This window comes from Pandoraea sp. B-6 (genome assembly GCF_000282835.1).
In the GTDB taxonomy this organism is placed as follows: Bacteria; Pseudomonadota; Gammaproteobacteria; order Burkholderiales; family Burkholderiaceae; genus Pandoraea; species Pandoraea cepalis.
Genome location: NZ_KB290518.1, coordinates 4,295 through 25,227, shown reverse-complemented (window position 1 = coordinate 25,227; position 20,933 = coordinate 4,295). Strand labels below are relative to the sequence as shown.

At 64.1% G+C, this 20,933-nt stretch carries 20 protein-coding genes and 3 tRNA genes; 12 read left to right on the top strand and 11 right to left on the bottom strand.

Going from position 1 to position 20,933, the window contains the following annotated elements:
- Nucleotides 1-43: 43 nt before the first annotated feature.
- Nucleotides 44-763, top strand: a complete 720-nt coding sequence (locus tag A985_RS0111405; RefSeq protein ID WP_026131869.1) for a pseudouridine synthase — start codon at nucleotides 44-46, stop codon at nucleotides 761-763.
- An 80-nt stretch (nucleotides 764-843) separates the two neighbouring features.
- Here A985_RS0111405 and A985_RS0111400 read toward each other — a convergent pair whose 3' ends face one another.
- The 3 genes from A985_RS0111400 to A985_RS0111390 form a co-directional block, all read right to left on the bottom strand.
- Nucleotides 844-1,716 (bottom strand): 23S rRNA (adenine(2030)-N(6))-methyltransferase RlmJ, encoded by an 873-nt coding sequence (locus A985_RS0111400; protein ID WP_017233530.1) that lies wholly within the window; start codon nucleotides 1,714-1,716, stop codon nucleotides 844-846.
- Nucleotides 1,716-2,378 (bottom strand): DNA-3-methyladenine glycosylase I, encoded by a 663-nt coding sequence (locus A985_RS0111395; RefSeq protein WP_017233529.1) that lies wholly within the window; start codon nucleotides 2,376-2,378, stop codon nucleotides 1,716-1,718. Before A985_RS0111395 ends, A985_RS0111400 begins: the two co-directional genes overlap by 1 nt.
- A gap of 212 nt (nucleotides 2,379-2,590) precedes the next feature.
- Complete coding sequence (locus A985_RS0111390) at nucleotides 2,591-3,451, bottom strand: fumarylacetoacetate hydrolase family protein (protein WP_017233528.1); 861 nt, start codon at nucleotides 3,449-3,451, stop codon at nucleotides 2,591-2,593.
- A 412-nt stretch (nucleotides 3,452-3,863) separates the two neighbouring features.
- Between A985_RS0111390 and A985_RS0111380 the strand changes: the two genes are divergently transcribed.
- Entirely contained in the window at nucleotides 3,864-4,946 is a 1,083-nt protein-coding gene (locus A985_RS0111380) for a calcium:proton antiporter (RefSeq protein WP_026131867.1), read from the top strand.
- Nucleotides 4,947-4,968: 22 nt separating this feature from the next.
- Here A985_RS0111380 and A985_RS0111375 read toward each other — a convergent pair whose 3' ends face one another.
- Both A985_RS0111375 and A985_RS0111370 read right to left on the bottom strand, forming a co-directional pair.
- Nucleotides 4,969-5,199, bottom strand: coding sequence for a hypothetical protein (locus A985_RS0111375; RefSeq protein ID WP_017233526.1), 231 nt, complete (start codon nucleotides 5,197-5,199; stop codon nucleotides 4,969-4,971).
- Nucleotides 5,200-5,253: 54 nt separating this feature from the next.
- Nucleotides 5,254-5,508, bottom strand: coding sequence for a hypothetical protein (locus tag A985_RS0111370; RefSeq protein WP_150563603.1), 255 nt, complete (start codon nucleotides 5,506-5,508; stop codon nucleotides 5,254-5,256).
- 114 nt (nucleotides 5,509-5,622) lie between these two features.
- On the opposite strand from A985_RS0111370, the gene A985_RS0111365 reads away from it, so the two are divergent.
- Nucleotides 5,623-6,360: a riboflavin synthase gene (locus A985_RS0111365; protein WP_017233524.1), complete on the top strand. Its 738-nt coding sequence runs from the start codon at nucleotides 5,623-5,625 to the stop codon at nucleotides 6,358-6,360.
- A gap of 28 nt (nucleotides 6,361-6,388) precedes the next feature.
- Nucleotides 6,389-7,168, top strand: coding sequence for an exodeoxyribonuclease III (xth, locus tag A985_RS0111360; protein WP_017233523.1), 780 nt, complete (start codon nucleotides 6,389-6,391; stop codon nucleotides 7,166-7,168).
- Between the two features lie 105 nt (nucleotides 7,169-7,273).
- On the opposite strand, the gene A985_RS0111355 is transcribed toward xth, so the two are convergent.
- The 6 genes from A985_RS0111355 to glnA all read right to left on the bottom strand — a co-directional run bounded on the left by A985_RS0111355 (nucleotide 7,274) and on the right by glnA (nucleotide 16,881).
- Nucleotides 7,274-8,257 carry a flagellar brake protein gene (locus A985_RS0111355; RefSeq protein ID WP_017233522.1) on the bottom strand — a complete coding sequence of 328 codons (984 nt, stop codon included), beginning with the start codon at nucleotides 8,255-8,257 and terminating at the stop codon, nucleotides 7,274-7,276.
- A gap of 275 nt (nucleotides 8,258-8,532) precedes the next feature.
- Nucleotides 8,533-11,382, bottom strand: coding sequence for a pentapeptide repeat-containing protein (locus tag A985_RS27020; protein WP_017233521.1), 2,850 nt, complete (start codon nucleotides 11,380-11,382; stop codon nucleotides 8,533-8,535).
- A gap of 125 nt (nucleotides 11,383-11,507) precedes the next feature.
- Nucleotides 11,508-12,389 carry a dTDP-4-dehydrorhamnose reductase gene (rfbD, locus tag A985_RS0111345; RefSeq protein ID WP_017233520.1) on the bottom strand — a complete coding sequence of 294 codons (882 nt, stop codon included), beginning with the start codon at nucleotides 12,387-12,389 and terminating at the stop codon, nucleotides 11,508-11,510.
- 55 nt (nucleotides 12,390-12,444) lie between these two features.
- The gene (ntrC, locus tag A985_RS0111340) at nucleotides 12,445-14,031 is read right to left on the bottom strand and encodes a nitrogen regulation protein NR(I) (RefSeq protein WP_017233519.1); all 1,587 of its coding nucleotides are present in this window, start codon (nucleotides 14,029-14,031) and stop codon (nucleotides 12,445-12,447) included.
- A 62-nt stretch (nucleotides 14,032-14,093) separates the two neighbouring features.
- Nucleotides 14,094-15,224, bottom strand: a complete 1,131-nt coding sequence (gene glnL / locus A985_RS0111335) for a nitrogen regulation protein NR(II) (RefSeq protein ID WP_157211433.1) — start codon at nucleotides 15,222-15,224, stop codon at nucleotides 14,094-14,096.
- Nucleotides 15,225-15,465: 241 nt separating this feature from the next.
- On the bottom strand, nucleotides 15,466-16,881 hold the full coding sequence (gene glnA / locus A985_RS0111325; RefSeq protein ID WP_017233517.1) for a type I glutamate--ammonia ligase: 1,416 nt from the start codon (nucleotides 16,879-16,881) through the stop codon (nucleotides 15,466-15,468).
- A gap of 463 nt (nucleotides 16,882-17,344) precedes the next feature.
- Between glnA and A985_RS0111315 the strand changes: the two genes are divergently transcribed.
- From A985_RS0111315 to A985_RS0111280, 8 genes are all read left to right on the top strand, one after another.
- On the top strand, nucleotides 17,345-17,812 hold the full coding sequence (locus tag A985_RS0111315; RefSeq protein WP_017233515.1) for a rhodanese-like domain-containing protein: 468 nt from the start codon (nucleotides 17,345-17,347) through the stop codon (nucleotides 17,810-17,812).
- 107 nt (nucleotides 17,813-17,919) lie between these two features.
- Nucleotides 17,920-18,537 carry a LysE family translocator gene (locus A985_RS0111310; RefSeq protein ID WP_017233514.1) on the top strand — a complete coding sequence of 206 codons (618 nt, stop codon included), beginning with the start codon at nucleotides 17,920-17,922 and terminating at the stop codon, nucleotides 18,535-18,537.
- Nucleotides 18,538-18,787: 250 nt separating this feature from the next.
- A complete protein-coding gene (locus A985_RS25140) occupies nucleotides 18,788-19,120 on the top strand; it encodes a DUF4148 domain-containing protein (protein ID WP_017233513.1) in 333 nt (110 codons plus the stop codon).
- A gap of 435 nt (nucleotides 19,121-19,555) precedes the next feature.
- Nucleotides 19,556-19,795 carry a hypothetical protein gene (locus A985_RS0111300; protein ID WP_017233512.1) on the top strand — a complete coding sequence of 80 codons (240 nt, stop codon included), beginning with the start codon at nucleotides 19,556-19,558 and terminating at the stop codon, nucleotides 19,793-19,795.
- Nucleotides 19,796-19,978: 183 nt separating this feature from the next.
- Entirely contained in the window at nucleotides 19,979-20,164 is a 186-nt protein-coding gene (locus A985_RS0111295) for a hypothetical protein (protein ID WP_017233511.1), read from the top strand.
- 71 nt (nucleotides 20,165-20,235) lie between these two features.
- Nucleotides 20,236-20,311, top strand: a tRNA-Lys gene (locus A985_RS0111290).
- Between the two features lie 57 nt (nucleotides 20,312-20,368).
- Nucleotides 20,369-20,444 (top strand) — tRNA-Lys (locus A985_RS0111285).
- A gap of 55 nt (nucleotides 20,445-20,499) precedes the next feature.
- Nucleotides 20,500-20,575: transfer RNA gene (locus tag A985_RS0111280), tRNA-Lys, on the top strand.
- Nucleotides 20,576-20,933 lie beyond the last annotated feature (358 nt).

Below are 20,933 nucleotides of genomic sequence, written 5' to 3'. Positions count from 1 at the left end.
GATCATCGGCTTTTTTCATGCATGCCCGGACGGAGATCGCATCATCGAGCTAGATCGTTTACTGCAATCGCAGGGCTTCGGCAGTCGCAAGATGTGCCGCAAACTCATTGTCACCGGTGCCTTTGCCATCGACGGCGTGGTGCACGACAATCCGCGCGAGTCGTTGGACCCGCAAGGTCTGCAATTCACGCTCGACGGCGAGCCGTGGGAATATCGCGAACACGTCTACGTGCTGCTCAACAAGCCGCAAGGCTACGAGTGCTCCACGAGCCCGACGCATCACGAAGGCGTGCATTCGCTACTCCCGTTGCCGATGGCCGTGCGCGGCGTGCAGCCGGCCGGTCGCCTCGACCAGGATACAACCGGCATGCTGCTGCTCTCCGACGACGGTGCGTTCCTGCATGCCATGATGTCACCGCGTCGCCACGTGCCCAAGCGGTACGTGGCCACGACCAAGCATCCGGTCACCGACGACATGTTGCAGGCCTTGCGCGACGGCGTATTGCTGCGCGACGAGACGGAGCCGCTCGCCGCGACGGATGTCATGCGTGCCTCGTCTCACGAGATTGCCATGACGATCACGCAGGGCAAATACCATCAGGTCAAACGGATGGTCGCCGCCGCAGGCAATCGAGTGGAAGGGCTGGTCAGAATCGCGATCGGCGGTCTGCCGATGGGCAATCTCGCGTTGGGCGAATGGCGCTACCTGGCGCCGGACGAACTGTTGTCGCTACCGTACGAAGTGCCCGCCGCCGGCAAATGAGCGCCGCGGGTTGGCGTTGACGTTGACGTTGACGTTGAAGGCGACAATAGCGGTAATCCGACCCGCGCGGGTCGGATGTGTCAGCTCTGGCGGCCTTCGAGCGTGAATTGCGCGCCCTTGTCCTGGCCGAGCGTCTTGACGAGATACGGCAGCGTTGTCTTGAGGGTGTCCTGCAACATATACGGCGGATTCACAATGAACATGCCGCTACCGTGCAGGCCCATACCGCCCGGCACCGGATTGCACACCGTCAGCGACGCATTCACCCAGTTCTTGATCGGCTGCCCGTTGATCGTGAGCCGCTTCATGCGCTCCGGCAACTGCGCCGCCTCACGACGCTGCACCAGCGGATACCACACGGCATACATCCCCGTCGGAAAGCGGTCGAGTCCCTCCTGCACGGTCTGCGTAGCACGCGTGTAATCGCGCTTGTCTTCGTACGACGGATCGATCAGCGTGAACGCCCGGCGCGATGCCGGCGGCAGAATCGTCTTGAGCCCCGCAAACCCGTCGGCACCAAAAATCATCGTACGACGTGCCACTTCCCGCCCTTGCGCCTCGAAGTTTTCGCGCAGCACGTCCTGTTCGGTCGGATGCATCTCGAACAACCGCAACCGATCGCGATCCCCAAGCAGTTGCAGCGCAAAGAACGGCGAGCCCGGGTAATAGCGCAGCTTGCCGTCCGGATTGAATTCGCGCACCAACGTCACGTAGTCTGCGAGCGGCGGCGGCAGATCGTCGCGCGTCCAGAGACGGCCGATACCGGTCTCGAACTCACCGGTCTTGTCGGCCCATTTGCCGTCGAGCGCGTAACCGCCTGCGCCCGCATGCGTGTCGATGTACCAGAACGCTACGTCCTTCTGGCGCATGTAATCGATGCATTCAACGGCGATAAAGTGTTTCAGCACGTCGGCGTGGTTGCCGGCGTGAAAGGCGTGGCGGTAGCTGAACATTAGGCAGATCCTGATTCGTCAGGCGCGATTGTAGCCGACGACGCGCCCACACGGCGTTTCCGGGCTTGCACGCTGCCGCTTTGACTCGCCGCCAACGCCTTCGCTTTCACCGCCTTGTGACGCGGACAGGCGACCAGATGATCGTTCACCAGACCCGCCGCCTGCATGAATGAATAGCAGATCGTCGAGCCCACGAAGGTAAAGCCCGCTTTCTTCAGCGCCTTGCTCATCGCATCGGAGACGGCGGTGCTCGCCGGCACCTCGCCAAGCGCTGTCCAGCGGTTCTGCAACGGTTCGCCGCCCACAAACTGCCAGACAAAGTCGCTGAATCGCGTGCCCGCGGCCTCCATCGCCAGGTAGGCCCTCGCCCCCTTGATCACGCCGGCGATCTTGAGACGGTTGCGCACGATCCCGGCATCCGCCAGCAAGCGAGCCTCGTCCTCCGGCCCGAACGCCGCAATGCGCACCGGATCGAAGTGATCGAACGCCAGCCGGTAGTTATCGCGCTTTTTAAGGATGGTGGACCATGAGAGCCCCGCCTGCGCGCCTTCGAGCATCAACAGCTCGAACAACGCGCGCGAATCGCGCAGCGGCACCCCCCACTCTTCGTCGTGATACTGACGATACTGCTCGAAGCCATCGCTCCACGGACATCGTTCCATTGGTCTCTCGATAGTTGCGTCCGCGCGCTAGTGGCGCGGACAGGTGCAGACGAATGGGACAAGTGTGCCAGCAATCGCACGCGAAGCGAACCGCGCAGCCCATGCCACGCATGACTTTGCGCCGACGGACTATGCCGAGACGGAATTTTCCGGGCCGAACGCCGGACATCCGTCGCCCTGAGCGATGGACAGGAAAGCCATCCGCTACACGCTCAGTCGAGCCAGCGCGTGTCGTAAGCGTGCACTTCCTGCGTCTGCTCGCCCAGGCCGTCGATACCCAGGTGCATCACGTCCCCCGGTTTGAGGAACACCGCCGGCTTCTGCCCCAGGCCGACGCCCGGCGGCGTGCCGGTGGTCACGAGATCACCCGGCTTGAGCGTGGCGAACTGGCTCATGTAATGCACGAGATACGCCACGCTGAAGATCATCTTCGACGTGTGGCCCGTCTGACGGCGTACACCGTTCACGTCGAGCCACAGGCCCAGTTGTTGCGGATCGCGAATCTCGTCGGTCGTCACGAGCCACGGGCCGACCGGACCGAACGTGTCGAAGCCCTTGCCCTTGTCCCACGTGCCGCCGCGCTCGATCTGGAACTCGCGCTCGGAGACGTCATTCACGAGGCAGTAGCCCGCCACGTAGTCGAGCGCGCTCTCGAGCGGTACATACCGTGCCGTCTTGCCGATCACGAAGCCCAGCTCGACCTCCCAATCGCCCTTGACGGCGTTCTTGGGCAGCACCACGGGGTCGTTCGGGCCGTTCAGGCAGTTCTCCCACTTGGTGAAGAGCACCGGCTCGGACGGCGCGTCCAAACCCGCTTCCGCCGCGTGGTCGCTGTAGTTCAGACCGACGGCCAGGAACTTGCCCACCCCCGAGAACGGCACGCCCAGACGCCCCGGCGACTTCACCACGGGCAACGTCGCTGGATCCAGCGCGCGCAATGTCGCCAGCCCCTGAGGACTCAACGTCTCGGGCGTAATGTCGGCCAGCACTCCGGAGAGGTCTCGCACATTGCCGTCGCCATCGAGCAGGCCCGGCTTTTCCTGCCCCTTCGGGCCGAAACGCAGCAGTTTCAAAACAGTTCTCCGTGTGCCGCGACAGAAGTGAGCAACAGCGTTACCCGTCGACAGCTTGGTGGTAAAAGGAATGCACGAGACACTACGCCGGTCGCCCCCAACGCGTCAATGGCGGCGCGGCGATCAAAGCGACGAAGCTCGGATGCGTTGTTCACGACCTCGACTTCCTCGACGGACTCGAACGCAGTATCAACGGCGTGGTCGAGGAAGATCGTTTGTCCGTGGGCCTCTCGACAGACCGGCATGGCCTGGCTCGCAACGTGGCGTGTCAATGGCGTCTGTTGTCGGGGTGTCACTTTTCTGAGACTATGGCTCGCCGCCTCGACATTCTCACCGAGGCAAGGTTCTCGCCGTTGCTGGATCTGCTGTCCCTCGCGCCCTGCCCGTTCCCCGAATTCTGGAGTCTCCGACGATGTCCTCCTCAAAGACCGCCATGCTGGGCCACTGGACCATGTACACGCCGATCGTGGCCCTTGTCGTGCTCGGCCTCGCCGGTTGGCTGCCCTATGGCGCCTCGCTGGCGGTGTGTGCCGCCGCTTTGGCCGGCGCCGTATTCTCCGCCGTGCATCACGCCGAAACGGTCGCCCATAAGGTTGGCGAGCCGTTCGGCACCTTGGTGCTGGCCGTGGCCGTGACCATCATCGAAGTGGCGCTGATCGTCTCGGTGATGCTCTCGGGAGGACCGGACAAGGCGGGATTGGCCCGCGACACGGTGTTCGCGGCCATCATGATCGTCTCGACCGGGATCGTCGGGCTGTGCCTGCTCTTCGGCGGGGTGCGTCATCACACGCAGGGCTTTCATGTCGAAGGCGCGAGTGCCGCGCTCGCGGTGCTGTGCGCCCTGTCGGTGCTCACACTGGTGCTGCCGAACTACACCAGCTCAGTACTCGGCCCGGGACTCACGGCGTCGCAACTGGCCTTCGAGGGCATGATTTCGCTCGTGCTGTATATGGTGTTCGTGTTCGTGCAGACAGTGCGTCATCGCGATTACTTCCTGTCCAAAGCGCCGAGTGAGGAAGTGCATGTGGCACCGCCGTCGGGCCGCACGGCCGTGCTGAGCCTGGGGCTGCTGGTCGTGGCGTTGCTGGCCGTGGTCGGCCTGGCGAAAAAGCTCTCTCCCGCCGTCGAACAAGCGGTCGCCGAGGCCGGCGCGCCGAAAGCGGTCGTCGGTATCGTGATTGCCGCGCTGGTATTGTTGCCGGAAGGGCTGGCCGCCTTGCGCGCCGCACGTGCGAACAAGCTGCAGACGAGCCTGAATCTGGCGCTCGGCTCAGCGCTGGCGAGTATCGGGCTGACGATTCCAACCGTGGCGGCCGTCTCGCTCGTGCTCGATCAGCACATCGAATTGGGGCTTGCGCCGAAGGAGACCGTGCTGCTTGCCGTGACGCTGCTCGTTGGCGTAATCACGCTCGGTACCGGACGCACAACCGTGCTGCACGGTGCCGTCCATCTGGTGCTGTTCGCCGCCTTCCTGTTTCTGGCGATCGTTCCCTGACCCGCGGGGTGAGCAGACGCGCTCAGGCCTTGTCGGCGCCCTGCTTTGTCGCGTCGTTGCCGGTCGTGCCGGCAGCGTCGACGGCCGTCGCGTCTTCCGAAGCGGTGCCGAGCAACGCGCCCAGCAGCTTGCTGCCGGCGGCATTGCGCTTGTTTTGCGAGCCGACCTGTTTGCCGCCTTGCGGGCCGCGGCGCACGCCGGCGCCGATCTTCAAGCCCTTGCGCTTCTGAATTTCAAATTTCGTCTGTGTCATGATGCTGTCCGTGGTGGGCTTGCCCTCAGGCAGGCCGTGTGAAATTCTGGGGGTTCAGAGATCGATGCCGAGGCTGCCGTCTTCGGCCAACGTCTTCGCCAGCGCGTGAGCGGCTTCGAGCGCGTCGTTCGCCCAGCGATAGGCCTCAGGCGTGGTGTGGGTCAGCGGCGGGTCCAGCGTTTCGATGACGTCGTCCACGTCGCGCCAGCCGGTGAAATGCACCACGCCGTGGTATTGCCCGTCCGGCGCGGGCGACGTCTCCGCCCAATAGTAAAAGTCCTCCGCCAGCAGGCAACCTTCGAAACTCATGTCGATCCCGTGAAAAGGCGGCATCGTAGCACGTCGCACGGCGTGCGGCATACCGGCGCTAGGCAGTAGAATACTGCGGCACGGCACCCCACGACTCTAGTTACCGACATCACGATGTTTACCGGAATTGTTCAAGGCACGGCCACGCTCTCGTCCATCGACGATCGCGACGGCATGCGCACCCTCGAGCTGGCGTTCCCCGAAGGCTTTTGCGAAGACCTGACGCTCGGGGCCAGCGTCTCGGTCGACGGCGTTTGCCTGACGGTCACGCAATTGCTCTCGCCCACCAGCGCGTCGTTCGACGTGATTCTGCAGAGCCTGAACGTCCCGACGCTCGGCGGCTTCGGCGCGGGCGCACAGGTCAACGTCGAACGCGCCGCCAAGGACGGCGCCGAAATCGGTGGCCATCCGCTCTCGGGCCATATCGACTTCTCGACGGACATCCTCAGCGTGCGCACGTCGGACACCAACCGCGTGCTGCGCATCGCGATTCCCGAAGCGTTCCGCAAGTATGTCTTCGCGAAGGGATATATCGCGATCAACGGCGCGAGCCTGACGGTCTCGGAGGTCAATCGGCAGGAAGGCTGGTTCGAAGTGTGGCTGATTCCCGAGACACGCCGCATGACGACGTTCGAAGACAAGCTCGCCGGCACACGCGTCAACATCGAGATCGAGCGGAGCACGCAGGTGGTGGTCGACACGGTGCGCGAAGCCGTTCAGGAAAGTCTCGGCCGTCTGCAACCGGTGCTTGAGGCGCTGCTCAAGGAAAAGGGCCTCTCGCTCGACGATTTCGTGTCGGTGCCGCAGTTGCCCGCCGGCAATGCCAGCGACAAACCGGCTCCCAAAGACTGAGCCTGCCGAACATCACTGAAGGACATTCATGCAACTCGCCACCTGGAACGTCAATTCGCTCAAGGTTCGTCTCGGTCATGTGCAGGACTGGCTGCGCAGCAACCCGGTCGACGTTCTGTGTCTTCAGGAACTGAAGCTGACCGATGAGAACTTCCCGATTACCGAGATCGCCGCGCTCGGTTACACATCGCACTTCACCGGCCAGAAGACGTATAACGGCGTCGCAATGCTCGTCAACCACGCGAAAGTGGGAGAGGCGACCGATCTGGTCAAGAACCTGCCGAATTTTGCCGACGAGCAGCAGCGTCTGATTACCGCAACGATCGGCGGCGTACGCGTGGTCTGCGGTTACTTCCCGAATGGACAAGCCGTCGATTCGGACAAGTTCGTCTACAAGCTGAACTGGCTCGACGCACTCACGCACTGGCTCTCCGACGAATTGGAGCGTCATCCGCGACTCGCACTGCTCGGTGACTACAACATCGCCCCCGAAGACCGCGACGTACACGATCCCGCGAAATGGGAAGGTCAGAATTTGGTGTCGCCGCAGGAGCGCCAGGCGTTCGCACGTCTGCAAGGACTCGGGCTGCGCGATACGTTCCGCATGTTCGATCAGCCAGAGAAGACGTTCAGTTGGTGGGACTATCGCATGGGCGCGTTCCGACGCAACGCGGGGCTACGCATCGACCACATTCTCGTCTCATCCGCATTGGCCGAGCGCTGCACCGGATGTGAGATCGATCGCGTACCCCGAACGTGGGAACAGCCGTCGGATCACACACCTGTCATTGCCACCTTCAAGGACTGACGCGCGTCCCGACACGTCCTGGGCACTGCGCTCCGCGCGCTACGCGCACGCCATGCGAACGGCACCCGATTCAGGTGCCGTTTTTTCCATCGAAGGCTTTTCGGTTCATTGGCCGCTGCGCGGATCCGTCAGGCGCGACTCATAGACAAAACAGCGAATCGCCGCCTTGTTTCGCGTGTCCATCTGCGTGAACTCCAAACCATAGGCCCACGTCCCATCAACCCGCGGACCTTCCACGCTGCGAACCGCTGCCATACCGAGAATCGCCACCACATCGGCACCGATCGGCACACGGAACTGCAACGCGACGAGATGACAGCCTTCCGGCAGCGGCGCCTTCACCACGATTCCCGCGCCATCCGCGCTGATATCGCGCACGAGTACGAGCCACTCAGGTGTGTCCTGCGGGTCGGCAAGCATGCGGGTGAACGAGACACGCGACGTCTCGTCCAGTGGCGACAGACGCGCCACCAGCCGCGTATCGACGCGAGGTGTACGGCGCACGGGCGTCTCGCGCACCTGCGAAGGACGCGAAAGCACCACATAGTCAAACGGCCCCTGATGCACGCTGTGTACATCGCAATTGAATTCGTACAGGTTGTCGCCCGGGAATGTCCATAGCGCAAGCCGGTCACCCGCCGCCACCGGTCGACGCGTGTCGCCCGAAGCGGGCGGCGTGATGATCAGCATACCGTTGGGCGCACGACCGATCAGGCGAGCGCGTACGCGCGGGCGCTCGGCGTCCGGAGAGACACGCACCTGTATCCACGCGCCGACCGGCAACGGCACCGGCAACCCCTGCAGGTACACGGCCGACGCGCCCGTCCCCAGCGGCGATACGGAATTTGCGGCCTCCGGGCGCCCCGCCGCCTCGCCCGTTGTCGCCCCCTCGGGAAGCGGCCGGTGCGGCGCGAACGTGGTGAATAGCCAGTCGAGATCGGCCTCGGACGGCAAACGCTCGCCCGCCGCCAGCAGCGGTGTGCCATCGGCGTCGAACAATGGCCAGGAGAGCGGAACGTGGGCGTCAAGCTCGCGACGATTCACAGCCACGAACCCCGGATAGCCTGACGCGATACCAGTCGAGTCCATGATGCCTGGGAGAGTATGAAACCCTTGATTGCCTGAGAACAGGGCGTTGACCTTCCCGTATCCCAGCGCACAGGGCCGCCGCTTGGGCAGTCCCGCTTCGCAATGGCATCCGCAGCCAACACCCAACAAAAGTCGCCAACGGCCGGCGCATGACGCGTCCGGCCGTCCGAAAAGCGTCACCGCGAAGGGCGACGCTTGGCGTGCAAACACGTTTTACCACGAAAGACGACATGCCCTGACGGTGAAACATCGGGCAAAAACCGGCTCATTCCTGATTAATCCCCTTCGATTCCGACGGGCGCACCGACATTGCCCTCCCCCGAAAGCATCCACCGACGAATCGCCGCCGCCGGGAGCGGTAGACGGATCGCCCAGAACCAAGGCAGCGTTTGACGGCACGCCTGCGCCAGCCCCGGAAGCTGTGCGATCTCCGGGCATGTCAGCCAGTCGGCCAGCCGCTCTGCCAGTCGTTCCACCGAACTCGTTTCGCCGGCCAGACATTCGCGCAGCGCCAGCGCTTGCGGCAAGTTACGCGACGCGACGTCTCCTCGCAGGGTTTCGTTAAGGGCCGCGAGCGCGTAATCGCGATAGGCCCTCATCTCATCCGCCGGCACCCCCTCACTTGACGGCGCCACCGAGGCGCCTTTCGCGATCGACCACGGCCGGCGCCATTCCGGTTGGGTCGCCAGCCAACCCAGTCCGGCCACGACAGACACCCATCGAACGTGCCGCGCCATGACGACGCTCAACGGCGGCTCGCCAGCGGGCATGACGACGGGAATCTCGCGAAAAACATCGTCGATATCGGCATGTCCTGCCCGCCGCAACCGCACATGATTCGATGAGCGCGACGAACTGACCACGGCGTCGAGTCGGTCGGACGTACGCAATGGCGTCGGCACGGCCGGCCTTGTCGCCGTGCTGACGGCCGAGTGCCACGGATCCCACGCCCCGTGACATGCCGCCTCGGCGCGGCTCGCTCCGCCCGTGCCCAACCAACGCCCGACGAGCCGGACGAAGGGCTCGAGCGGATGCTCCACTGGCCAAAGCCCGGCAAGAAAGCCGAACTCCCTGAGCAGCCCCTGAAGTTGCGCCATGCTGCCCGGGACAAAATCGTCGGGCGACGCCGCATCGCGCACGACAACCCGCGTACCGAGCCATCGCCAGCCCGGCAGCGTCTCAAAAGCGAGGGACACGTCGCCATCCGTCGCCGGAAGACCCGCCCTCACCTCCAGCACACTCGCCAGAAGGTCCCTGGGCAGACGCGCGGCAACCCCGCCGTTTGCCCCGATCAGCACGACGTAAGCGGCATCAAATGCGTCGACCCCATCGGCTGAAAGCGCCACATGCACCTGCGGCGGCAACGCGTCGAACCACGCGGACCGCAGCGCCTGCGCACGGGCATCGCCAACCCCATCCACGCTGCCCCCGGCCCAGTAAAGGGTTTGGCACATCGCCCCGGCGAGCGGCCATACGGCCTGCGGAGATGCCGTGCCACAGTGCCGGTGCAACGCGATCATGAGCGACGCGGTACCCCATTGCGCACGCGCGCGTGACCAGCGCGTGTCTGTCAGATCGTGAAGGGTCCGCTCAAGCCATTGCGCACGCACTTCGGCAAAGCCCTCATGCTCCCCAATGCCGCCCGCCTCAATGCGCGACACGAGCAAACGGCCGAGCCAGTCGCTGCGCTGCACCGACTCGGGCAGGCGCTCGAGCCGCGGGGCCATCTCGCGCCCCTTGTCCATGAGGCCCGGCGGGCGCGCAAGTGCGACCAGCAGTTGCATGAAAACGCTTGCGCGCGCCGCGGGCTGATCGAGCGGGAACGTCATCAACGATTGCACGACACCTTCGAGTTCGGACGGCGTCAGGCGACGCAGCCACGCGGCGTCCAGACGAACCCGGGCGCCCTGCCACTGCGTGCCGGCCAGATGGCAGCCGGCCCCGATGCGCACGCCTTTCAGGCTTGCGCCGCAGAACCGGGCATGGCCCAAATCGCAGGCCTCGAACGACGCACCATTGAGCTTTGCCCCGCGCGCGTCCCACCCAAGGAGTTCGCATTGGCGGAATTCGGCGCTCCGCAGATCGGCGCCGATGGCTTGCCCGTTGCGCATGGCCACCGACGTCCATTGCGAGCGTTTGGCCTTGGCGCCAATCCATTTCGCGCCATGTGCGGTGCCCCCGGTAAAGCACGCGTGCTGCAGTTTGGCTCGATGGAACGAGGCGCCGTTCAGACGCCCCTGCGCAAAGTGCAACCCCTGGCACCGCGCTTCGCTCAGGTCGCTGCCGCACATCACCGTGTGCCGAAGGTCGGCGCAACGAAGATCGGCCGCCACGAACCGCGCGCCGCTCACATCCGCCGCATGAAAACAGGCACCGCGCAAATCGGCCCCGTCGAAGTCGGCATTGACCTGGTTCGAATACGCAAACCCCGCGTTCGCCAACGATGCCCCGGTCCACCATGTCCCACTGAACTGTCCGCCGCCAAACTGAGCGCCCGGCGCGATCACGCCGCGCAAGTCGCCGTTCGGCATCGACAGATCAGGCAGCACGGCATTGCGCAGATTCGACAGCGTTAGCGCGACATTCAGTACGGCAACCGGCCATTCATGCATGGGCAAACGCGCGCAGGCCTGCACATCGGAAGTCGCGTCATCGGTCGACGACAGCCAGTGCCATCGGGGGACGACCGCGGTCTGGCCATCGGGCGCCGCGCACCACTTCACCAGATCGCGCGCCACCGCGCCGACCCGCGCGCCGTCAAGCAGATGCGAGAAGCGGGTGCGCCATGCCTGCCGCAGCGCACTCTTGTCGAATAGCAAGTCGGCGCTCTCGGCGGACGACACGCCAAGCGGGGTCGTATCGCTCGCGAATCGAACCGCGGCATCGGCGCTCCCTGCGCTCCCGTCGAGCCTGTGCGCCAGCCAGGCCACTTGCAGTGAAATCACGCGACGCTCGTCCGCGTTCGCGCGCAGCACCGCGTGGCGCAGCCCGTCGGGCGGCGGCGCACTGCGTGCCGCCAGTTCGGACGACGTCAATGCGCGGTCGCTTGCAATACCGCCCTCGATCGGGCGGGCAGCGACGGATGTTTGGGCCCCACCCGATATCCCGCTCTGAACCGGCATCATGCGTCACTCCTTGGCGCGCGCTCATGGGCGCGCGCAAAAAGCCACCATATTGCCGAAGGAATGCGGCCCTGCGCGCCGGGGAATTTCCGATTTGGTGCTCGAGCCCGTCAGGCGGGACGGTCGTGTCAGCCCAGGCAGAGCGCCAGCGCGGCCCGCCAGTCGGGCGCGCGAACGCCGAAAGTCCGTGCGAGCTTGTCGTTGTCGAGGACCGAATACGCCGGGCGCTTGGCCGGCAATGGATAGGCAGAAGTCGGAATCGCCACAACGTTCGGACGCTTCTGCGCTGCGCTCAGGTCGAGAATCGCTTCGGTGAACCCGTGCCAGGTCGTCTGCCCTGCGGCCGTCAGGTGGTACAAACCGCCATGTTCGCGCCAGAAGTCGGCATCACCTCCGTTCCGTCCGAACCCCTGCACCAACACCTGCGACGTCAGTTCGGCGATCGTGCGGCACCACGTCGGCGCCCCGTGCTGGTCGGCCACGATCCGCAATTCGTCGCGCTCGCGGGCAAGTCGTTGAACGGTGAGCAGGAAGTTCGCGCCGCGCGCTCCATACACCCAGCTCGTGCGCAGCACCAGATGATTCGCACCGCTCGCCGCGATGGCCGCTTCGCCTGCCAGCTTGGTGCGGCCGTACGCGTTCTGTGGGTTCGTGGGTTCGTCCTCGCGATAGGGCGTGGAAGACGTACCGTCGAAGACGTAGTCAGTGGAAAAGTGAACGACGAGTGCGCCGGTGCGCTTGGCCGCTTCGGCCATGATGCCGGGCACGACCGCGTTCACCTGATACGCGGCGGCCTCGTCCGTCTCGGCACGATCGACCGCCGTGTAGGCCGCCGGATTGACGATCAGATCCGGTGAGAAGTCGCGCAGGGTGCGCACCACGCTGTCGGTGTCGAGCAGGTCCATCTCGTCGCGCCCGGGAGCGTGAACGTCGCCCAAACCCTGCAGGCTGCGTGCCAGCTCCCAGCCCACCTGCCCGGTGGCACCCGTCAACAGGATGCGTCTTGCCATGGTAATGCTCCCTTGTGGCCGAATCGTCAAACCTGGGAGCCTACCGTGATTGGCGTCAGGTTTCCAGCCCGAGTTCCTGAATCTTGCGCGTGATGGTGTTCCGGCCGATGCCAAGGCGGCTTGCCGCCTCGACCTTGCGTCCGCGCGTGAAGTCGAGCGCCTCGTTGATCAACGCCGTCTCGAACCGGCGCGTCAATTGATCCATCACGTCGGGCGACGCAGAACGAAGCAGGCGCGCCACTTCGCGGCGCAAGAGCGGCTCCCAGCTGTCCGCTCCGGTGCCGTCTCCCGTCGCGCCGACATTGCCCGCGACCGCAGCGGCCCCGCCAGCCCCCGCGATCCCGCCGACAGCCGACAGCCCCGCGTCTACGCCGCCATAACCCGCGATGGCCGGCACCGGGGCGGTGGTCCCGGTTGCCGCCTGGGGCGTCGCGGCGGGGGAGGCAGGCAAGCTAGCCGACGCCCCCACCCCGGTCCCTGGCGCCGCTGCCAGCGTCTGGAACTCCGGCGGCAGATCCTTGATCTCCACCGTCTGCGCCGGGGCCATGACCGTCAGCCAGTTGCTCAGGTTTTCCAGTTGACGCACGTTTCCCGGAAACGGGAAGCGCGTCAGATGCGCCAGCGCGGCCTCGCTGATGCGTTTCGTCTCGACGCCCAGATCGCGTGCACTCTTCTGCAGGAAGTGACGCACCAGCAGCGGGATATCCTCATTGCGCTCGCGCAGTGACGGCAAACGCAAGCGAATCACATTCAGTCGGTGATACAGATCTTCGCGAAACAGACCCTGCCGCACACGATCTTCCAGATTCTGGTGCGTGGCCGCGATCACGCGGACATTCGCCTTGATCGGACTATGGCCGCCGACGCGGTAGTAATTACCGTCCGACAGCACGCGCAGCAAACGCGTTTGCAGATCGAGTGGCATGTCGCCGATTTCGTCGAGGAACAGCGTGCCGCTCTCGGCCTGCTCGAAGCGCCCGCGCCGCGTGGCCTGCGCACCGGTGAACGCCCCGCGCTCATGGCCAAACAGTTCGGATTCCAGCAGATCCTTCGGAATTGCCGCCGTGTTGAGCGCGATGAATGGCCCGCCGGCGCGCGGCGAGTGGCGGTGCAGTGCCCGCGCGACCAGTTCCTTGCCGGAGCCCGATTCGCCGGTGATAAGCACCGTGGCGCTCGAATGCGAGAGACGACCGATCGCTCGGAACACGTCTTGCATGGCGCTCGCCTGCCCGAGAATTTCCGGCTCTTCGGTGATGCGTTCGTCGTCCGTCGCCTCGCGCAGGCTTTCCTCGACCGCGCGCAGAATCAGCTCGACCGCGCGATCAACGTCGAACGGCTTAGCGAGATATTCGAACGCACCGCCCTGAAAGGCCGCGACGGCGCTATCCAGATCCGAGAACGCCGTCATGATGATGACCGGCAGTCCGGGATGTCGTTGTTTGACCGTCTGCAGCAGTTCGAGCCCGGAGCCGCCCGCCATGCGGATGTCCGAGACCAGCACCTGCGGCGAGTCGTGTTCGAGTGCCGCGCTGGCTTCGTGCGGACCGGTAAAGCTGCGCACCGGCAGATTGGCTCGCGAGAGCGCCTTTTCGAGCACCCATCGAATCGATTGGTCGTCGTCTACTATCCAGATCGGCTTCATTGTTCACCGTTTAACGTCTATGCCCGGCCGCAGGTGCTACGGCCGACGGCGTGAGGGCCGCTTCAGCCCAGGGGCAGCAGGATTCGGAAATCCGTCCGTCCGGGCCGGCTTTCGCATTCGATCAAACCCTCGTGGCGCTGCACGAACGACTGCGCCAGTGTGAGTCCCAGACCGCTCCCCCCTTCGCGCCCGGAGACGAGCGGATAGAAAATGCGGTCACGAATGTCGGCGGGAATGCCTGGCCCGTTGTCGATCACATGCAATTCCAATGCCAGCTTGTGCAAACGTTTGGCAATCGTGATCTTTCGCGCCACTCGCGTGCGCAGGACGATGCGCGCATCGCCGCGTGCAATCTGCCCGCGCAGCGCTTCGGCACCATTGCGCACGATGTTGAGCAGGGCTTGAATGAGTTGTTCCTTGTCGCCACGAAAGTCGGGCAGGCTCACATCGTAGTCGCGCTCGATCGACAGCCCCTGCGGAAACTCGGCGAGCACCACCGACCGCACGCGCTCGCATACCTCATGGATGTTGACGTCGGTGGCAATGAACGGATGACGGTGCGGCTCGAGCAGGCGGTCGACCAGCGTCTGAAGTCTGTCGGACTCCTTGATGATGACCTGCGTGTACTCGCGCAGCTCACGCTGATCCAGCTCGAACTCCAGCAACTGCGCCGCGCCGCGAATCCCGCCCAGCGGGTTCTTGATTTCGTGCGCCAGGTTGCGGATAAGCTGTTTGTTCATCAGCGCCTGATCGATGATGCGCTCTTCACGCTCGTTCTTGATCTTCTGTTCGTTCTCGATCAGCTCGACGATCACGAAATCGGGGGCGGCCTCGGGGGCGGCAACAATCGCATGCGTGTGCAGAGGCTCCTGCGCGGTGCGCTCGAGCACCAAATCGAGGCGCGTCGTCTGAAAGCGGTTGGCGATGAGATCGGCCATCGTCGACGCGAGCACCTCGCCGTTCGTGAAGACGTCGTTCCACGTCATTTGCGACAGCGAACGGCGCGAAAGCGCGAGCAGCGCCTCGGCGGCCGGGTTGGCAAACACGACACGCAGTGATTGCTTCTCAAGCACCAGCAAGACGGTCGGCAACGCTTCGAGACCGGGCAACACGCCCGTCGCCGCGAGCCTGGCTTCCCACGGATCGACGCCCGGCGGCAACGCAGTCGTATGGCCGGCGGCGTCGGGGGTCATCTCGGCGGCATGGGGATCTTCCGCGGCAGCGGCGTGCTCGGCGCGCTTCGTCTGCCCTTTCCCACCGGCACGGACACTGTTCATTAAGGATCGAGGCGAGAGGTTCATGGCTGGCTACGTGGCGAATGCGCGCTGCGGATAAAAAAGGGGGACGGCCGCGGCCATCCCCCTTGCCTGTCGAGCATGACGGTCGGCCGCTGGCGTTCCGTCATGCCGGCGCATTCCCTGCGCAGCGATTCAATTACAGCGAGTAGTACAGTTCGAACTCGAGCGGGTGCGTGGTCATGGCGATACGACGCGCTTCGTCCGTCTTCAACGCGATGTACGAATCGAGCATGCCATCCGTGAACACGCCACCACGGGTCAGGAACTCGCGGTCTTCGTTCAGGTATTCCAGCGCCTGTTCGAGGCTCGAGCACACGGTCGGGATCTTTGCGTCTTCTTCCGGCGGCAGGTCGTACAGGTTCTTGTCGGCAGCTTCGCCCGGGTGGATCTTGTTCTGCACGCCATCCAGACCCGCCATCAGCATGGCCGAGAAGGCCAGGTACGGGTTGGCCATCGGATCCGGGAAGCGCGCTTCGATGCGGCGACCCTTCGGGTTGGCAACGTACGGAATGCGGATCGAGGCCGAACGGTTACGGGCCGAGTAGGCCAGCTTCACCGGTGCTTCGAAGTGCGGCACCAGACGCTTGTACGAGTTGGTCGACGGGTTCGTGATCGCGTTCAGGGCACGTGCGTGCTTGATAATGCCGCCGATGTAATACAGCGCGAACTCCGACAGACCACCGTAGCCGTTACCGGCGAACAGGTTCTGACCATCCTTCCAGACCGACTGGTGGATGTGCATGCCCGAGCCGTTGTCGCCCACGATCGGCTTCGGCATGAACGTTGCCGTCTTGCCGTAGCTGTGTGCCACGTTGTGCACCACGTACTTCAGAATCTGCGTCCAGTCGGCGCGCTCGACCAGCGTCGAGAACTTCGTGCCGATTTCGTTCTGGCCCTGACCCGCCACTTCGTGGTGGTGCACTTCGACCGGCACGCCCAGTTGCTCGAGCAACAGGCACATTTCCGAGCGCATGTCCTGGAACGAATCGACCGGTGCGACCGGGAAGTAACCGCCCTTCACGCCCGGACGGTGGCCGGTGTTGCCGCCTTCGAAGTCCTTCGCCGACGACCACGGGGCTTCTTCAGAATTCACGCGGACGAACGAGCCGGACATGTCCGTGCTCCACTGCACCGAGTCGAAAATGAAGAATTCCGGCTCCGGACCGAAGAAGGCGGTGTCGCCCAGGCCCGTGCTCTTCAGGTAGGCTTCAGCGCGCTTGGCGATGGAACGCGGATCGCGGTCGTAGCCCTTGCCATCGGCCGGCTCGATCACGTCGCAGGTCAGCACCAGCGTGTTTTCTTCGTAGAACGGGTCGATATAGGCAGTGTTCGCGTCCGGCACGAGCAGCATGTCCGAGGCTTCGATGCCCTTCCAGCCAGCAATCGACGAACCGTCGAAAGCGTGGCCGCTCTCGAACTTGTCAGCGTCGAAGTGCGACACCGGCACCGAGACGTGTTGTTCCTTGCCGCGCGTATCGGTAAAGCGGAAGTCGACGAACTTGACGTCTTCTTCCTTAACCAGATTCATCACATCTGCCACAGATTTGCTCATGCTATCTCCCGAAAGATTCAATCTGGCGCTGCTGGCGCTTATCGCCCGCGTCGCCGTACCGTCTTAACGAACTCCGTGTTCGGATTCGCCAGTGATAAGCAGGAAGCGTGCCAACAACCCATCACCCTGCCCTCCCTGACCCTCGCCCTCTGATTTCTAAGCGAATATTCCATTCTGGTGCGTCCAGCCTGGAATCCCCGCTCACGGGCCACAATTCCCCGATTCGGTGCAACGCGCACCGAAACATCACTGCATTGGTGCATTTTGCGATTATGCACTTTTTTGGTGCCCGCCACCGATCGGCGCGAACCGAAATTGTGCGTCGCCCTGCACCGCCATCACGCGCGGCCAAACACTGGCTGCGCGCCGGCCAATCCCGATGCCACGCAACACGTAACGCGCCTCGCGCACGAAGGGCACGCTAGAATAAAGCACAATCATCGTTCAACGAGATCACAGCCCCATGACAAGCGCCAAAGCCATTCTCGAGCAAGCCTCCCAACGCCGCGCGAGCGCTCAGCTCGCCTACGCAGGCGCCGTGACGCCGGACGAAGCCCTGGCACTGCTTGGCGCCGATGCCAACGTTCGCCTGATCGACGTGCGCACGCGCGCCGAACTCGACTGGGTCGGCCGCCCGCAGGTACCCGATGGTCAATACGCCAACGTCGAATGGGTTCGATACCCAGGAGGCGTGCCCAACGAACACTTCCTCGAGCAACTCGCTTCCCAGACGCCGGACAAGACCACGCCGCTGTTGTTCCTGTGTCGCAGCGCCGCCCGCTCGAAGGCCGCGGCCAAGGTCGCCTATGAAGCCGGTTACACGCAGTCGTTCGACATTCTCGAAGGCTTCGAGGGCGACAAGGACAAGACCGGCCATCGAAAGACGGTGAGCGGCTGGTGCTTTCGTGGACTGCCTTGGCTCGGCGCCTGAGTGGGCATTTCTGTGTGCAAATGAGCGCACAGGAGCCCCCGTCGAGGCGCGCGCGTCGGCACGTTTCCAGACAACGCTGAACGTCTCAATCGCGAGGAAACACTGAGATGGAGTGGACCCCTTTACTTACGTTCGCCCTCGCCCTGTTCGTCGGCGCCGGCACGCCCGGGCCGGGCATCGCGGCCATTGTGGCGCGCGTGCTCGGACGCGGTACGCAGGGCGCCATCGCGTTCACAACAGGCGTGGCGATCGGCGATGTCGTGTGGCTGACGCTTGCCGTGCTGGGCGTCGCCGCACTGGCCCATACCTTCGCGGGCGTGTTTCTCGCGATCAAATACGCCGGCGCCGCCTACTTGCTCTACCTGGCCTGGAAGATGTGGCACGCACCGGTCACCGCGCCCGCGGAACCGATGGCCGCCGCGCCGCGCGAGCAATCGTGGCGTCTGTTTCTCGGAGGACTGTCGGTCACGATGGGCAACCCGAAGGTCGTCGTGTTCTACTTCGCCCTGCTGCCCAATCTGCTCGATCTGCAACGGGTGACAGCGCTCGGCTACCTCGAAATCGTGGGCGTTACGCTGAGCGTTCTCGCGCTCGTGTTCGGCAGCTACATCGCGCTCGCTGCCCGCGCGCGCCGACTGCTCAGTTCGGCGCGCGCCGTGCGACGTCTGAATCGCGCGACCGGCACGGTGATGGCCGGCGCCGCCGTCGTCATCGCGACGCGCTGAACGCAACACCCGCAGCCATCGCAGCCACGTCGTGATCGCCACCTGCGGGTGGCGTTTTTTTTGGGCGCACGTCGCGCATTGTTGCGATTCCCGGAAGTATTTATTCCCTCAATTGCCATTTTTCCGTGATAGCCAGACGCCTAGACTGTCTTCAACGGTCGCACACAACGCATACCGAAGCCTACGAAAGCGAACGCCGGTACCGATGCATTGCGCGCCCCCGCAACTGAGAAAGACAGGAGTCAACGTCATGAATCGCAAGCACATCGCCTCAGCCCTGATGTCGGTCTTGATGGTCACCGCCGCCGGAGCCGCCTTCGCACAGGCGGGTCGGAGCAGCGATGCCTATCCCGAGGGTTCACAATTCGCGTGGGTGTCGCAAACCTCGCAGGTCTCGCGCGAGCAGGTTCGCCAGGAATTGGTCGATGCCCGCGCGCAGGGCCTGATTCCGCAGAACGATTACGAGTATCCCGTGCTCGCCACGATGCAGCCCAATCAAGCGCCGGGCAAGACGCGCGCCCAGGTGTATGACGATCTCGTGCGCGCACGCCAGAACGGCGAAATGAAGTACTCGAATCCGTAAGCCTTGAGCCCTCGCTGAGCATCGCGGCACGCCGCAGCGCTCAATCGACAGCGTCGGTCGCCGCTCTCAGCCTCCCTCCGAGCCGCGCCGCACGCGCCGTCCCTCGTCGTGCTGCCGTACCCCGGCAGCACGACGTGACGCACACAGGCAGGACGGCATCGCCAGCCTGTGTTGCGTCACCTCGTATTGTCCCGCCGACAGGCACGCGCCTGAGCCTGACCGGGCAACCGGCACGCCCGCTCGTCCAGAGCACTTCCCCTCTGGTTGGGCGGGCACCGACGGTTTCCCCACGGGCGCCTCTCCTGTCGCCATGCGCTCCCGCGAGCGCATGGGACCTTCGCCCGCGCCCAGCCCAAGGCGCGGGCTTTTTTCTTGAGTCGCGCAAGCTGCGTGCTACCATGCAGCCGTTTCATTTTGCATAGACAGGATCATCCGGTGAGTCAGATCGAATTCGATATCGAGTGGACCGAACGCGCAGCGAAGAAGGCCGAAAAACTCGTCCCCAAGGGCACCCCTCTCGCGCTGCCGCCGATCGAATGCATGCCAGCCGAAGGCGACGTGCTGTTCCTCGGCCAAGGCGACAAGAAGCAACCGTTTATCGTGGTGGAGCGTCAGTACCACCACGAGGGCGACGACGCATGGACGATCGTGCTGATTCTCGATCTGCCCGAATAACGTTGAGGATCGTTTGCGGCGCCTGGATCGAGTGAATCGAACGTTTCGGACAGATCGCATCGCAACAACGCGCGGCGCGGCCACTGGGGAAATCCCGGTTGCCGCGCCGCTTTGCTTGGACGGGGCCGTTTTCTATACTTGAAACATGATTTGACTCGCGCAATAGCGGCAGGGAGACCGGCGATGATCGTGCCCCACCTTTCCAACGCGGAACTCATGAGCATGTTTGCGATCGCCGCATTCGGCGCGATCGCTGTCGGCGCCATGCCCTGCAAAGGCGCCGTTCGAATGTGCTGGCGCTCGCTACTCGTTGTCGTCGGCGCGGTGCTTGCCGTGCTGGCGTTCGAGCTGGTACCCCTCCTGACATAAGTCGTTTTTGCGGATTTTCACCATTAAGGGTTGACCCCTTACGGAAGAGCCGATATTATCTCGGTCTCGTTGGGGCGTTAGCTCAGTTGGTAGAGCAGCGGACTCTTAATCCGTAGGTCGAGTGTTCGAGTCACTCACGCCCCACCAAACGAATTCTGAAAAAGGCTGCTACGCCGTGCAGCCTTTTTTATTCCCGGTAGCATCGGGGCGTTAGCTCAGTTGGTAGAGCAGCGGACTCTTAATCCGTAGGTCGAGTGTTCGAGTCACTCACGCCCCACCAAAGTACGACAGCGAAGGCTGCGCCGCGTGCAGCCTTTTTTGTTCCCGGCAGCACCGGGGCGTTAGCTCAGTTGGTAGAGCAGCGGTCTCTTAATCCGTAGGTCGAGTGTTCGAGTCACTCACGCCCCACCAGATGCATGACGAAGGCCGCACGCTGTGCGGCCTTCGTCGTTTCTGCCCGCCCATGCTCCGCATCCTGCCGGTCATCCCCTGTCGTCCGATTCCTACAGTCGATTCAGCCGCGACCGATAGTCCGCGAAACGCGTGCCATCTAAGCTGGATTCACGTCGTTGCGGGTCGCACGGCCACCTCATGCTTCAGGAGACGCATCATGAATACGACGAAGTCGATTCTCGTTGTCATCACGGCACTCGCGATGGGCTCGTCCCTCGTCGGCTGCACGCTGGGCGGCGCCGCCGCGGGCGGGGTCATCGGGCACGAAGCCACCGGCGGCAGCACCGCCGGCACCATCGGCGGCGCGGTCGTCGGC